The sequence below is a fragment of the Ruegeria sp. AK4 genome (assembly GCF_056541025.1).
In genome coordinates this window covers 315,162-329,381 of the sequence record NZ_JBQFXS010000004.1, presented here as the reverse complement: position 1 = coordinate 329,381, position 14,220 = coordinate 315,162, and the positions used below count along the sequence as shown (strand labels likewise).

At 55.2% G+C, this 14,220-nt stretch carries 10 protein-coding genes and 1 pseudogene; 8 read left to right on the top strand and 3 right to left on the bottom strand.

Annotation, left to right across the window (positions count from 1 at the left end):
• Positions 1 to 90: 90 nt before the first annotated feature.
• From ACR0EZ_RS10495 to ACR0EZ_RS10465, 7 genes and pseudogenes are all read left to right on the top strand, one after another.
• Positions 91 to 1,092 (top strand): annotated as a pseudogene (locus tag ACR0EZ_RS10495) (transposase); the annotation flags it as partial.
• Positions 1,093 to 1,429: 337 nt separating this feature from the next.
• On the top strand, positions 1,430 to 2,311 hold the full coding sequence (locus ACR0EZ_RS10490) for a LysR family transcriptional regulator (protein WP_480612747.1): 882 nt from the start codon (positions 1,430 to 1,432) through the stop codon (positions 2,309 to 2,311).
• Between the two features lie 42 nt (positions 2,312 to 2,353).
• On the top strand, positions 2,354 to 3,214 hold the full coding sequence (locus tag ACR0EZ_RS10485; protein ID WP_480612746.1) for a putative hydro-lyase: 861 nt from the start codon (positions 2,354 to 2,356) through the stop codon (positions 3,212 to 3,214).
• Between the two features lie 20 nt (positions 3,215 to 3,234).
• Positions 3,235 to 4,272 (top strand): TRAP transporter substrate-binding protein, encoded by a 1,038-nt coding sequence (locus ACR0EZ_RS10480; protein ID WP_480612744.1) that lies wholly within the window; start codon positions 3,235 to 3,237, stop codon positions 4,270 to 4,272.
• Between the two features lie 64 nt (positions 4,273 to 4,336).
• Positions 4,337 to 4,900 carry a TRAP transporter small permease subunit gene (locus ACR0EZ_RS10475; RefSeq protein ID WP_480612742.1) on the top strand — a complete coding sequence of 188 codons (564 nt, stop codon included), beginning with the start codon at positions 4,337 to 4,339 and terminating at the stop codon, positions 4,898 to 4,900.
• 4 nt (positions 4,901 to 4,904) lie between these two features.
• On the top strand, positions 4,905 to 6,188 hold the full coding sequence (locus ACR0EZ_RS10470; RefSeq protein ID WP_480612740.1) for a TRAP transporter large permease: 1,284 nt from the start codon (positions 4,905 to 4,907) through the stop codon (positions 6,186 to 6,188).
• Positions 6,189 to 6,259: 71 nt separating this feature from the next.
• Positions 6,260 to 9,844, top strand: a complete 3,585-nt coding sequence (locus tag ACR0EZ_RS10465) for a hydantoinase B/oxoprolinase family protein (RefSeq protein ID WP_480612738.1) — start codon at positions 6,260 to 6,262, stop codon at positions 9,842 to 9,844.
• A 471-nt stretch (positions 9,845 to 10,315) separates the two neighbouring features.
• On the opposite strand, the gene ACR0EZ_RS10460 is transcribed toward ACR0EZ_RS10465, so the two are convergent.
• Together ACR0EZ_RS10460 and ACR0EZ_RS10455 are read right to left on the bottom strand one after the other, a co-directional pair.
• Complete coding sequence (locus ACR0EZ_RS10460) at positions 10,316 to 11,158, bottom strand: SDR family NAD(P)-dependent oxidoreductase (RefSeq protein ID WP_480612736.1); 843 nt, start codon at positions 11,156 to 11,158, stop codon at positions 10,316 to 10,318.
• Between the two features lie 38 nt (positions 11,159 to 11,196).
• Positions 11,197 to 12,009, bottom strand: a complete 813-nt coding sequence (locus ACR0EZ_RS10455) for an SDR family oxidoreductase (protein WP_480612734.1) — start codon at positions 12,007 to 12,009, stop codon at positions 11,197 to 11,199.
• 160 nt (positions 12,010 to 12,169) lie between these two features.
• Between ACR0EZ_RS10455 and ACR0EZ_RS10450 the strand changes: the two genes are divergently transcribed.
• Complete coding sequence (locus ACR0EZ_RS10450) at positions 12,170 to 13,060, top strand: AraC family transcriptional regulator (protein WP_480612732.1); 891 nt, start codon at positions 12,170 to 12,172, stop codon at positions 13,058 to 13,060.
• Between the two features lie 404 nt (positions 13,061 to 13,464).
• Here ACR0EZ_RS10450 and ACR0EZ_RS10445 read toward each other — a convergent pair whose 3' ends face one another.
• Positions 13,465 to 14,166, bottom strand: a complete 702-nt coding sequence (locus ACR0EZ_RS10445; protein ID WP_480612730.1) for a hypothetical protein — start codon at positions 14,164 to 14,166, stop codon at positions 13,465 to 13,467.
• Positions 14,167 to 14,220: the final 54 nt, after the last annotated feature.

Sequence of the window (14,220 nt, the reverse complement as noted above, 5' to 3'; positions counted from 1 at the left end):
CAAATCCGCCGCATAATCAAACCAACCAGATGCGCCAGATCCTCTCTTAGCTCAGGCAGCCATCTGTCCCAAAATCCCTGACAACGGACACGCATGGCAATCGATGCCAGCCTGTTCGTGGCCGATGCCAACATACAGAATTCAACGCCAAAAGAAGAATGGGATGCATCAACCATCGATCCAGAAGATGCGCTTCGCGCGGTCCGCGAGTATCTCAACACTCTGGATGAGGCGGCTTTTGGAGCTGCGAGCGAGGTGTAACCAAAGTTCACCTCCCATTCTGATCCGGCCAGCCAGTGGACGGCGGCCCGTAAAGGCCCAGCATTCTTTAGCTATTCCGACAACTATCTGATCGACACGGACCATGGCGTCATCGTCCCCTCTCATCGTTTGCAGAGCAAACGACTGCCGGGCAACGGATGTGAAAGCCACACGGTCCATCCGACAAGCTGAGGTCGGATCAACCAAAACCATGCTGGACCGGGTAGAGGACAAGTTCGATCTGCATCCTGAACGGCTGATCGCCGACACGGCTTATGGCACCGGGCCACTTCTGGGCTGGCTGGTTGACCGCGAGATCGCACCGCACATTCCTGTCTTTGATAAATCCGGGCGCAACGACGGCACCTGGACGCGCGCCGACTTCGAATGGGATGCCGGGAACGATCAATACATCTGCCCGGAAGACCACGCCCTGAAGCAGTTCCGCCGCAACTACTCCGATCCGAACCGAGGTCCGACCGGCAAAGGCACGGCACGTTATCGCGCCTTGAAAGAGGTCTGTCAGATCTGTCCATCGAAAGCCAAATGCTGTCCAAACACCGATGCACGCAAATCACCCGCGAAGAACACGAAGATGCCCGCCAGGTTGCCCGCGAGATCTCCAAGACCCGCCAATACGACATCTCGATGAAACTTAGAAAGAAGGTCGAGATGCTCTTCGCCCACCTCAAACGCATCCTCGGGATCGGACGGCTCCGATTACGGGGACCATGCGGTGCAAATGACGAATTCCTCCTCGCCGCCACCGCCCAAAACCTCCGCAAATTGGCCAAGATCTTTCCCGCACCGCAGCAAATGCGCAAAGCCTGACCAGAAAGGCGTTCGTGTCGTGCTAAGCTCACCCCAATCTGCGTCAGCAACACGTTGTTTTTCAACAGAATCGGATGGAAGCAGCCATTCGCTGCGAGAGCAAACAGGTCTTCACAAATGATTGAAAGCTGCCATTCAAGTCAGAGTTTTTACCCAGTCAATTAGCTGCGAGGGCATGACAGCAAAACCCCTTGGTTCATTAACGGATCCATTCCAATGTTGCATTCAGTGAAATGTCCAGTTTTCAACAAAGTAATATCACCTCTAACCACAGACAATTTGAACGTCGACAATACGATAGTAAGATCAGGACCGTTCTCAGCAGAAAGCGATCAACGTGTCTCGGCTCAAACTTGAACATCTACAGACATTTCTTGCTGTTGTACGTTTCGGCAGCGTCAGCAAGGCAGCGGAAGTGCTTAACCTGACGCAGCCTGCCGTGACAACTCGCATCAAGTCCCTGGAAGACGCCTTGGGGACGTCGTTGTTCGAACGCGAAAGCGCCGGAATGCGCCTGACCAAGCGTGGGGATATGCTGGTCCACTATGCCGAACAATTTCAGCACCTTTCCGATCTGGTCGAAGAGCACGTTGTGGATACGTGCGCCGTTGACAGGTTGATCCGCCTTGGCGTGTCCGAGACTATCGCCCAAAGTTGGCTGCCCGAATTCGTCGGCGCGTTGCGAGCAAAGTACCCGTCTCTCAAGATCGAGATCAGCGTCGACATTTCGTTGAACCTACGGGACCAGTTGCTGGGGCGTGAAATCGATCTGGGTATCCTGCTTGGGCCGGTCTCAGACTACACGGTTGACAACGTGGTATTGCCGGATGTGCCACTGGCATGGTTCCAGGCGTCGGGTGGACCTGTTGGTCAAAATGTCGATCTGGCCGGCATTCCTATCGCGACCTACGCCAAGAACACTCGGCCGTATCGGGAATTGAGGGCCGCTCTGTTCGAACGATTCGGCTCCGAAATCTCCCTGTTCCCGTCCTCCTCTTTGTCATCTTGTTTTCGTATGGTTGAGGCCGGGTTATGCGTGGGCGCCCTGCCGATCTCGCTGGCAAAAAAACTGGTGCAAGAGGAAAAACTGGTCGAATTCAACCCGGGTTGGGTTCCCGAACCCCTTCAATTTTCTGCGTCTTATCTGGGTGAACCACGCAACCATCTGCTTGAGGCTGCAGCGGGCATCGCCAAGGAAATAGCGCTTCAACATCCATAAAAGTTTTTTATGTAGAAGGTAAAAATAATACAATTTGATTTTATGCCTCGGGCGCACGAACGTATCCCAAATGAGGGAGGCGTCGTAGTGAACGATCTGTATGAGCCACTAAAATCTGTGACAACAGCGTCTGTGCGCGCGCAGATTAGGTCACAGGCCTATCGCGGACACACCGCCGGTTTGGGCGGGAATACCCTGCAGGCCAACCTGGCCATTTTACCCGAGCACTACGCGTTGGATTTCATGCGCTACTGCCAGCGAAACCCAAAACCCTGCCCGATTGTTGGCGTTTCTGACACAGGCAATCCGAACATGGACACCTTGGGCGGTGATATCGATATCCGCACCGATACTCCGGCCTATTACATTTATCGCGATGGCATCCACACCGAAACGGTTCATGATCTCAGAAACCTGTGGCGCGATGATTTTGTGGCTTTCGCATTGGGGTGCTCTTTTACCTTCGAGCATGCTTTGCAACAGGCCAAAGTACCGCTCTGGCACATCGAAAATGACCGTACCGTGCCGATGTTCGTGACCAATATCCAAACGGTTAAATCTGGGCCGTTTGAGGGGCCAATGGTTGTCAGCATGCGGGCGATCCCTGATGCAAGGGTGGACGAGGTTGTCGAAATCTCGCGCAAGTTTCCTTTGGCACACGGCGGTCCGGTGCATTGGGGCGATCCGGCGATCATTGGTATCGCCGATGTTAGCAGCCCGGATTGGGGCGATCCGGCTCCGATCCCAGACGGAACCACGCCAATGTTCTGGGCTTGTGGCGTCACACCGCAGGCTGCGATCAGGAATGCCAAACCTTCAATCGCGATCACACACAAGCCGGGCCACATGCTGATCACCGACATCGCTGATGATGCCGAAACACCAATCTACCAATCAAAATAAAGCAACAGGAGAGAAATCAGATGAAGAAGCTCGCAACAACACTCGGCGCGCTCGCTGTTTCAGCAACCGCAGCCATCGCCGACAATCCCGTGGTTCTGAACGCTGTGGGAACGTGGTCCAGCCTGACGAATTACCAGAAACACGAAGAGCCTTTCTTTAACCAGCGGCTCAACGAGGCATCGGGCGGAGAAATAGTCGGAAAGATCCAGTCGCAATCCGGTTTGGGGTTAAAGGGCTTCGAGATCATGCGCATGGTCAAGAACGGCGTCTTTGACTTTGCATTTGGGTTGCCCGGCTACGTCGCCGCCGAAAACGCGATTTTCGAGGGCGCAGATTTGTCTACCCTGACACAGGATATCGACACTCAACGAAAGGTGGCCGACGCCTATTTCGACACGCTGTCCGCGGCGTTCGAAGAAATCTACAATGCCAAGCTGCTGATGCTGTACCCGTTCCCAAGCCAAACCTTGTGGTGCAACGCTGAAGTGAACGGGATTGCCGATCTGGAAGGCAAGAAAATCCGTGTCTATTCAACGACCTTAGGTGACTTCGTCGAGGGCGTCGGGGGCACATCCGTGACAGTCGCCTTTTCCGAGGTTATCCCGGCATTGGAGAAAGGTGTCGTCGACTGCGCGATCACCGGGACCATGTCAGCCTATACGGCCAAGTGGAACCAGGTCGCCACCCACGCTTATACCTTGCGTGTCGGCTGGGGCCTGGCATTCGGAGCCATGAACCTGGACAAATGGAACAGCCTGTCGCCCGAACAACAGGCACTCTTGGAAACCGAACTCGCAGCGCTGACGGACTCCATGTGGGCAGAGACGGCAACCGAGGATGATATTGCAATTTCCTGCATCACCGGCGGCGCATGTGAGATCGGAGAAGCCGGATCCATGACGCTCGTCGAACCCACGGCAGACGATCTGACCGCACGGGACAAAATCGCAACCGATGTCGTGCTGGCCCGTTGGGCAGAACGCTGCGGCGCCGATTGTGCCGCAAATTGGAATGAAACCGTTGGCCCGATCCTTGGTCTGAAAGCCGAAGCCAAGTAATCCGGCCCATTCGGTGGGGCGGCCAGACTCCCGCCGCCCCACCACAAAACATCAGGTAATCAAAATGTTAGACAAGCTCTTAGGCGGCGCGCAAAGGTTGGGCCTTTGGATGACGTGGCTGGGTGGAACACTGATCGTGTTTTCAGCCTTCCTCATTACTCTCGAAGTCTTTCTGCGCAAAGTTTTCAACATCTCTCTGGGCGGGGCGGACGAAATCTCGGGCTATGCCTTCGGTGTGGCAACCGCTTTGGCGCTGTCTTTTGCGCTGTTTGAACGCGCGCATATCCGGGTTGACGCCCTGCTTGGAGTAATTCCCAAGGCGCTGCACCCGTTTATCAATTTGTTTGGCCTGGTGCTTTTGACAGGATTTGCCTTGGTCATCGTCGTGATGGTGTGGGGCATGGTGGCCGATACGCTGGCTAACGGTTCCCGGTCAATTACACCGATGCGCGTACCGCTGGCCATTCCGCAGATACCTTGGCTGCTGGGTTGGATGTTCTTTGTTGGCTCGGGCGTACTGATCGCTCTGGCTGCAATCAGACAGTATTTTCGAGGCGATCTGGCCCGCGTGCAGGATCTGATTGGCGTGAAATCCCTGGACGAACAAATAGAAGACGAGACGGTGTAGACCGATGCTGATCAAGACACTTCTGATCCTTCTTGCTCTCATCGGTTTGGCCGTTCCTATTGCCGCCTCTTTGGGTTGGCTGGGCCTGATCCTGCAATGGACCGACAGCCCGATGCCGCTGCACCGCGCGATATCGGACATGGCATGGCAGACCAGCACGGACTTTCTGCTAGTGGCTATCCCGATGTTCGTAATGATGGGAGAAATTCTTTTGCGAGCTGGCATCACCGAACGGATGTATGACGGCATCGTCAAATGGCTCGGTTGGTTGCCAGGTGGGTTGATGCATTCCAACATCGGGTCCTCGGCCTTGTTTGCGGCAACGTCTGGGTCGTCCGTGGCAACAGCGGCAACGATCGGAACGGTGGCTGTGCCGCAGATCAAAAAGCGGGGTTACAACGAACGGCTGTTTCTTGGCACGGTGGCTGCCGGAGGAACGCTCGGCATTCTGATCCCGCCATCGATCAACCTGATCCTGTATGGTTTATTGACTAATACGTCGGTGCCGGAACTGTATCTGGCGGGCTTCCTGCCCGGATTTCTGCTGGCACTGCTGTTCATGGCGACCGTCGTTGTGGCATGCATGATCAAGCCGGAATGGGGCGGGGACCAACTACGCCACAGCTGGGCAGAGCGGCTTGCTGCGCTTCCTGCACTGATCCCTCCACTTGGCATCTTCATGGTAGTCGTCGGCTCCATTTATGCGGGACTGGCAACTCCGACCGAAGCTGCAGCTTTGGGGGTTGTTGCCTCGATGGCGCTTGCGGCGTTCAACGGCAAGATGTCGATGGAAACCATGCGTCACGCAATCGAAGGCACGATGCGCACGACCGCCATGATCATGCTGATCATCATCGCTGCGGTGTTCCTGAACTTTGTCCTTTCGATCATCGGCCTTACCCAGGCTCTGACCGAATTCGTAACAGGGCTGGGCTGGAGTCCCATGCAAACCATGTTGACGATCGTCGCGGTGCTGATCCTGATCGGCTGCTTCATGGAGACGCTTTCGATGCTGTTAACTATGGCACCGCTGGTCACTCCGATCGTTGTGGCGCTCGGCTTTGATCCGGTTTGGTTTGGCATCTTGTTGATGGTACTTCTGGAAACCGCTCTGATCACGCCGCCCATTGGGATCAACCTGTATGTGGTGCAAGGGATCAGAAAAGCAGGACCCATGATGGATGTGATCCGCGGCGCATTGCCATTTGTTGTCACCATGTTCGTCATGCTCGGGCTTCTTTTGGTCTTCCCTAAGCTCGCAACCTGGTTGCCTTCTCTGGTGTACTAAACCGCCAAGGCACCTTTCCCCCTTCATGAAATTCAATGCCGGTTGGGTCGGCAAACAGAGGAGCTATGTCCATGTGGCAGTTTTGGGTAGATCGGGGTGGCACGTTCACCGACATCGTTGCACGCAAGCCGGATGGGAGTTTGCAGACACATAAGTTGCTGTCAGAGAATCCTGAGCGCTATGCTGACGCCGCCGTACAAGGTGTCCGTGAATTACTGGGTTTGGAAAGTGATCAGGACATCCCAAAAGGGTCAATTCGTGCGGTAAAGATGGGAACCACGGTTGCAACCAACGCGTTGCTGGAACGGAAAGGCGACCGAACCATCCTGTTCATAACCAAGGGGCTGCGTGATCTTCTGCGGATCGGATACCAAAACCGACCGCGCCTGTTTGATCTGAATATTCAGTTGCCCGAGCTTCTGTACGAAGACGTTGTCGAAGTCGAAGAACGCGTCGCGGCGGATGGCGAGGTCGTAACACAGCTGGATATCGACAAAACGAAAGCCGCGTTGGAAAAAGCCTATTCGGAAGGATATCGTTCCGTCGCTGTCGCGCTTATGCACAGCTTCCGGCATCCCAATCATGAAAAACTGATTGGCGAGCTGGCGCGTGCCGTTGGGTTTCCACAAATCTCGCTTAGCCACGAGGTGAGCCCGCTGATCAAACTGGTGGGCCGCGGAGACACCGCAGTGGTTGATGCCTATTTGTCACCCATTCTTCGTCGATACGTAGAGCAGGTAGCGACGGCTCTGGGCGCCGATGAAGGCGGGTGTGATCAATTGATGTTCATGCAGTCTAACGGCGGCTTGACCGACGCGGATCTCTTCCAGGGTCGTGATGCCATCTTGTCCGGTCCGGCGGGCGGTGTCGTCGGGATGGTACGCACCGCTGCCGATCATGGCTTTGACAAACTGATTGGTTTCGACATGGGCGGTACGTCTACGGACGTGTGTCACTATGCCGGTGAATATGAACGATCCTTTGAAACCGAGGTTGCCGGCGTCCGGATGCGCGCGCCAATGATGTCGATCCATACCGTCGCTGCAGGTGGCGGATCTATCCTGTCCTTTCGCGATGGCAGGATGCAGGTCGGGCCGGAAAGTGCCGGCGCCAACCCCGGACCAGCTGCCTATAGACGTGGTGGCCCGCTGACCGTCACCGACTGCAATGTTTTGCTTGGCAAACTGCAGCCCGAGCATTTTCCTTCGGTTTTCGGCCATGAAGGCAACGAACCGTTGGATAAGGAAATTGTGCGCAGTAAATTTGAAGCTCTGGCGGCTGAAATGGGCACGGATAAATCGGTTGAGGAACTTGCCCAGGGCTTCTTGCGGATCGCTGTCGAGAACATGGCGAACGCGATCAAGAAAATCAGTGTGCAACGCGGTTACGACGTCACCAAATACACTATGAATTGCTTTGGCGGCGCTGGGGGACAGCACGCCTGTCTGGTCGCCGACGCGTTGGGGATGGAACGAATTTTCATTCACCCTTATGCAGGCGTTTTGTCAGCCTTTGGTATGGGTTTGGCGGACATCACAGCGATCCGGGAACACCAGTTCCAGTCCTCTATTCTGGATACAGAGGCACAGAATATCTGCGATGCTCTGGCGAAGTCCGCCAGGGCTGAGGTTGCGGCTCAGGGCGTGGCCGAAGTAGATATTTCGGTCTCAGCGACTGCCCATATCCGCCCCGCGGATGCTCAGCAAAGTCTATCGGTGCCATTTTCCGACCCGATTTCGATGCGCGACGCGTTTGTTGTGGCGCACAAGCAGCGCTTTGGATTCGCGCCGGATACCAGCGATCTGATCATCGAGATGCTGGTGACAGAGGCAATCGGAAAGACGGGTGAGCAGGTCACCTTGCTCGATTGTGTCGCAACCAACGCCGCTCGGATTCCGGTGACGCTTTATTGCAGCGGGCACCACCAACAGGTTCCTCTTATCGATCGGACGCAGCTTGGCATTGGTCAATCTATCAAAGGCCCGGCGATCTTGACCGAACCAACTGGAACAAATGTCGTCGAAGACGGTTGGACCGCCACCTGTCTGAGCGGTGGCAACCTGGTCCTGACGCGTGAAACACCGCTGCAGCGGGTTGAGGCAGTCGGCACAAATGTCGATCCGGTTATGCTGGAAGTGTTTAACAACCTTTTCATGTCCATCGCGGAACAGATGGGGGCAACGCTCGCGAATACGGCGTATTCAGTGAATATCAAAGAACGGTACGACTTTTCCTGCGCGATATTTGACCAAAAAGGTGATCTGGTTGCCAACGCACCGCATGTGCCCGTGCACTTGGGTTCGATGTCGGAAAGTGTTCGAACTATTCTGCGCCAAAACAAGGGTAAGATCCGACTAGGCGACGTGTTCATGATGAACAACCCCTATAATGGCGGCACCCACCTTCCCGACGTTACAGTCATCACCCCGGTTTTTGACGAAGCAGGTGAGAAAATCGTGTTCACCGTCGCCTCGCGCGGCCATCACGCTGATATCGGAGGGAAAACTCCCGGCTCGGCTCCGCCCGATAGTCGCCACATAGAAGAGGAAGGCGTGTTGATCGACAATTTCTTGTTGGTCGATCGGGGTGAGTTGCGAGAAGACGCTGCGCGCGACCTGTTGGCTTCGGGGCGTTACCCATGTCGCAACGTCGATCAGAACATGGCGGATCTTGCGGCACAGATTGCCGCGAACGAGACCGGAGCAGCCGAACTGCGCAAAATATCGGCACAGTTTGGCCTGCCGACGGTCCACGCCTATATGGGGCACGTGCAGGATAACGCTGAGGAGAGCGTGCGACAGGTTCTCGACGTCCTGCGAGATTGCAGCTTTTCCTACCCATTGGATGGAGGGGCAAAAATCGAAGTGGCAATTTCGGTAGACAGGGCATCCCGAACCGCCACGATCGATTTTTCGGGCACATCCGGTCAATCGCCCCTCAACTACAATGCGCCACTGGCGATTTGCCGTGCCGTCGTCTTGTACGTTTTCCGAACGTTGGTCGGCAGCGACATCCCGATGAACGAAGGTTGTATGAAACCTTTGAATCTGATTGTTCCGGCAGGAACGATGATCAATCCCAACGCGCCCTCGGCTGTCATTTCCGGCAACACAGAAGTCTCGCAAGCCATTGCGGACACCCTCTATGGCGCGCTTGGGGTTGTGGCCGGCAGCCAGGGCACGATGAACAATTTTGTCTACGGCAACTCCACCTATCAAAACTACGAAACCATCTGCGGGGGCACCGGAGCTGGCAAAGGCTTTGACGGCACGAGTGCAGTACACAGCCACATGACAAACACCCGCATGACGGACCCGGAGGTACTGGAAAGCCGGTTCCCGGTGCGGTTGGAGGAATTTTCAATCCGCTCTGGTTCAGGCGGGAACGGTGAGTTCCAAGGTGGTGACGGTATCCGCAGGCGGTTGCAGTTCTTAGAAGAAACAACCGTGACCGTCCTTTCGTCCCACCGGGATACCCATCCACACGGTGCCTCGGGCGGCGCCCCAGGCGCGACGGGACAGAACGCAATTGTTCGTAGCAACGGGTTGATTCAAGAGCTCAGCGGTAACGACCAGTCAGTGCTGCTTCCGGGAGACGTATTCGTAATGGAGACTCCGGGCGGCGGCGGGTTTGGCCAACCAGACAAAGTTGTATGATTTGCAGATACACGATGAAAGAGGGATTGTTGTGGAAAAAGGGTGTTCTTGACTTGCTCGGGATGTGGCAAAAACGCTTTCTTTTGTGACAGGGAAAACAGCTGAGGCCAGTTTCGTCCAGGGACGCTGGCTCACTGCCAATCGGCTATCGCTTATGTTATGAACGACCGCTTTGGGGATCTGTTTTGCGGCATCGAACTGGAGGTTGAAAGGCATCTGTGGGCCGTCTGCTATGAGCCGTCAGGCCGCGTGGCTGTAGACGCTGCATCCGCCCCAATAGCGGCCATGAGCCCAAAGTACTTGATACTGAGATTCTTACGAAATTCCGCTTATGAAGGTCGCGGCACAGCACCCGGTTTCGCCCGCTCAGTTTCAAATTGAGGTGTGAGCTCTGTTGGATGCACTACGGTCGTACTCTCTCAATCGGCGGGCAAGTTCGGTGTATTTTGCACGACCTCTTGCTTGGTTCGACTATTCCAAGACCTCGTGCGCGGCAAAGGCATCCGCATAGTCGGGATGCCAGCGTGAAAGAGCCGGGCGATTGTTGATAATATCACCCGCGGCCCATTCAACCCGTTTGTGGTCGCGCTCTTCGGATACATCATTGTCGGGACAAAGAATATAGAAGTCCCCGTCCGACATGCGCTTCAGCAGATAGTCAATTGCCTCTTCGCTTGTCCAAGCGGCGGCAGGTTTTTCCGGCATGAATTTCACGATCATACCAGTATAGGTAAATCCCGGCACAAACAGATGGGCGGTGATATCCAACTCGGCCTGCCGCAAATCATGCGCCAACATTTCCGTCATGACCTTCACGGCGGCTTTGCTGGTATTGTAAGCGGGGTTTCCGGGCGGTGTGGTGATGCCCTGTTTTGACCCGGTGTTGATCACCACAGCCGGGCGCGCCGCTTTGATCATGCGCGGCAGGAAAGCATGCACGCCGTTCATGACGCCAAAAAGGTTGACCTCTAACAGTTTGCGCCAGTTTTCCGCGTTGTCCCAACTGCCGGACGGCACCGCGATACCGGCATTGTTCATCAGGACAGCCACCTCGCCGAGGGCAAAGATCTGATCCGCCAATGCATTCACAGCAGTGGCGTCGGTAACATCAGTCGGAACCGCCTGAACAGTCGCGGCACCCCCAGCCTGATCGCGCAATTCCGCCTCGGCTTTGTCCAAGACCTCACCCGCAAGATCGACCAGCACGACCCCCAGACCGTCTTGAATAAATCGTTGGGCCGCGGCTTTGCCAACACCGTTTGCTGCCCCGGTTACAACGGCCAGGCCACCTTTATCGATTGCTTCGCGGTACATGGATCATCCTCTTTTGCTGTGAATGACTAAGCGGCCTTTCAGGGCGCCATCTTTTGCTTGACGCCACCGATGAACGTCTCGTCATCCTGTTGTTTGCGCGCATCGAGCAGTTCTTCAGCATCAGGCCCTGCGCGAAAACGCAGGCGGTTGCCGGTCTCGTTGGCCGCATCCCAAATGACCTGCGCGACAGTTTCTGGTGCCGAAGGGTTCGCGGCCAGCTTGCCAAACAGGCGCCCCATGGCTTCGGCCATTGGTGCGTAATCCGGCAGGTTCTCATCCATCGCGAAATCGAATGAGCTGCCGCCAAAGTTGGTCTCTATCATTCCAGGCTGGATGATACGGACCCGAATGCCAAGAGGCTCCAACTCGTAGTGCAGCGCCTCGGAAAGCCCCTCTACTGCGAACTTGGTGCCATGATAGAGCGCGCCAAGTGGGAATGTGATCTGTCCTCCGATGGACGAGATATTTATGACCGTGCCCGACCGGTTCTGACGGAAATGGGGCAGAACCGCTTTGGTCACTTCCATCAACCCGAGTACGTTGGTGTCAAACTGACGCCGGATGCGGTCCATTGTGAAGGCCTCTAACGCACCGTAGGCGCCGTAGCCCGCATTGTTCAGCAAAACATCAATCTGCCCAAACCGTTCGATGCCAGCGCCCACGGCCGATGCGATTAAGTCCGAATCCGTCACATCCAGTTGGGTCAGATGTACGTTGTCCAAATCCCCCAGATCCGTGCTGCCCGCAGGGTTGCGCATCGTGGCAATGACATTCCAACCGTTCGCTTGGAAATGTCGGGCGGTTGCCGCGCCAATACCGGATGAGGCCCCGGTGATCAGAATGGTTTTCATGTTATTGCTCCGCAAATTTCTAAGCACACAATAATCATCAGGAAAGGATGTATCTTTCAGTATTCTCCGTCTTTCTTGCTCAATTCTCCGGAAATGGAAGTTTTCAGTAATAGCGTTTTTGGTTCCGTGCTAACGATGAGGGCAACGACAGGAGGCAGTCATGGGACCTCAGACATTATTGGACTATGTTCTGGCGCTGCTTGACCACGCAGGCGTCGCGCAGGGGGTCCTGACACATAAGGAAAGCGGGACGGTTTTTCTCACCCACCCGTCGACCACCCAACATGACGCAAATGTCTACCGTCCGCTGTTGTGCGCGGTCCTGCAAGGCGCCAAGGAGGTCGGAACCGGCACCAGAACACTCACCGTCCGGGCCGGGCAGTCGCTGATCGTCAGTAACGCGCTGCCGGTTGTCTCAAGGATTACCGAGGCCACACCAGAACGTCCCTATGTCGCGCTCGTGTTCCCCCTTGATCTGGATCTCTTGCGTGTCCTGGCCTCGTCACTGCCGCAGTCATCCACCCATCGAGTGTCGGATCCATTTTCGATCTGCCTCGCTGACACCGGTGATGACATGAAAAGCGCCCTGTTGCGGTATTTCCGCCAGTGCGAAGGCGAAGAGACGCGTCACATGCTGGCGCCGATCACGGTGCGGGAAATCCATGCCCGCCTGCTGATCGGGCAACATGGCGGCACGCTTCAAAAACTGGTGTGGCATGAAAACACGGCCAGCCGGATTTTCGCGGCGACTCACGAAATCCGGTCAGACCTGGCCAATCCCCTTGTCGTCGGAGAACTCGCCGGGCGCGTGGGTATGAGCAGTTCGGCCTTCTTCGAACGGTTCAAGGCCGTCACGGGAACCTCGCCGTTGCAATACCAGAAAGACCTGCGCCTACTTCATGCCCGCAATGAGCTTCAAACCACCGGCGCAAAGATCTCAGAGATTGCCTACGGCGTCGGATATGAAAGCCCCGCTCAATTCTCACGAGAATATGCCCGTAAATTCGGACGTTCCCCGAGGCAGGATCGAGTTTCCGAAACTGTTCGGTAAGGCTGCAGGGAAAAAACGTAAACGTCAGAGCCTTCTCACGAAACATGGCTTTCGAGCCAATCAATTTCTGAAAGCGACAGTTGGCGCAGCTGCGGAGAATTGGTGCTTCGTCCCACATTCAGGTATCGACCATCACTTGAGCTAAGCAGGCACAGTGAATGCTGTGCTCAAAGTCGGCTTAGGGATGTACCAGCTGCTTCACCCAGCAGGTTGCCGTAAATTTTTTCGACTCGTTCAAAACCATCGCTGCTGAGGCAGTGGATGCGCTGATCAACAGGACAACAACGGTCATTGAAGAGAATGCTGGGCCTGTCCAAGTGTTGGTGGTTACGTCACAAAAAGACCGAGAAAAATCGAGCGCCTCATACTAATGCAAGCCCAGTACTTCGTTCAGCGTCGCCGGGTCAGTACCGGGTGACCTCGACTGCGACCGCAGCAAACACCACGCCAATTAAAAGCGCTTTTGTATTCACTGCCGAAAGGCTGGGTAGTTTAACCCGAAGAGACAGGGCAATTATCACACCCCCAGTCAACCCAGTCGCAATTGAATAGATCATGCTACTTTTGTCCGCGTTGAGACCGATCAATATGCCGATTGCAAGCGACGCGACAAAGTATGCGCGTAGCCATCCAGACATATGCCCGGGGTGGGTCTTATAGAGAAAAATATTCACTCCAAACAAATGCAATGAATAGGCCAACGTTCCAATCGCGTACAGCTCGGGTGATGTTCCCGTCGTTTGCATGACTGTAATAGCAAGCAAGCAGTTGTAGGTTCCAAGTGCCACTGTATCCAAGCCAAGCGACAACCGGTTATCGGCCCCCACGTCGCGTCTGGCTTCCAGCAAGTAGTAAAGGAGAAATCCTAGCAGAGAGTAACCATACAGCGAGTGCTCCCACTTCCCGGATGCAGCTAATACAGCGGACAATTCACCGATTTTTGGCAGTAAGAAAAGGAAAGCATAGCCAAGTCCAATCCCAGACGAAAAATCAGATAGCCAGCTTGCTTGGGCGGGGAATCTTCGAAAAAAAGACACGCAGAAGACGTGAACAGTGCCGATGACTGCAATCGATGTTATCGCGAGGTTTGTCGACGCGTCGAACACGGCTAAGATCCAATGAAGACATTACAATTTGTATGAGACACCCGTTGGGATCAA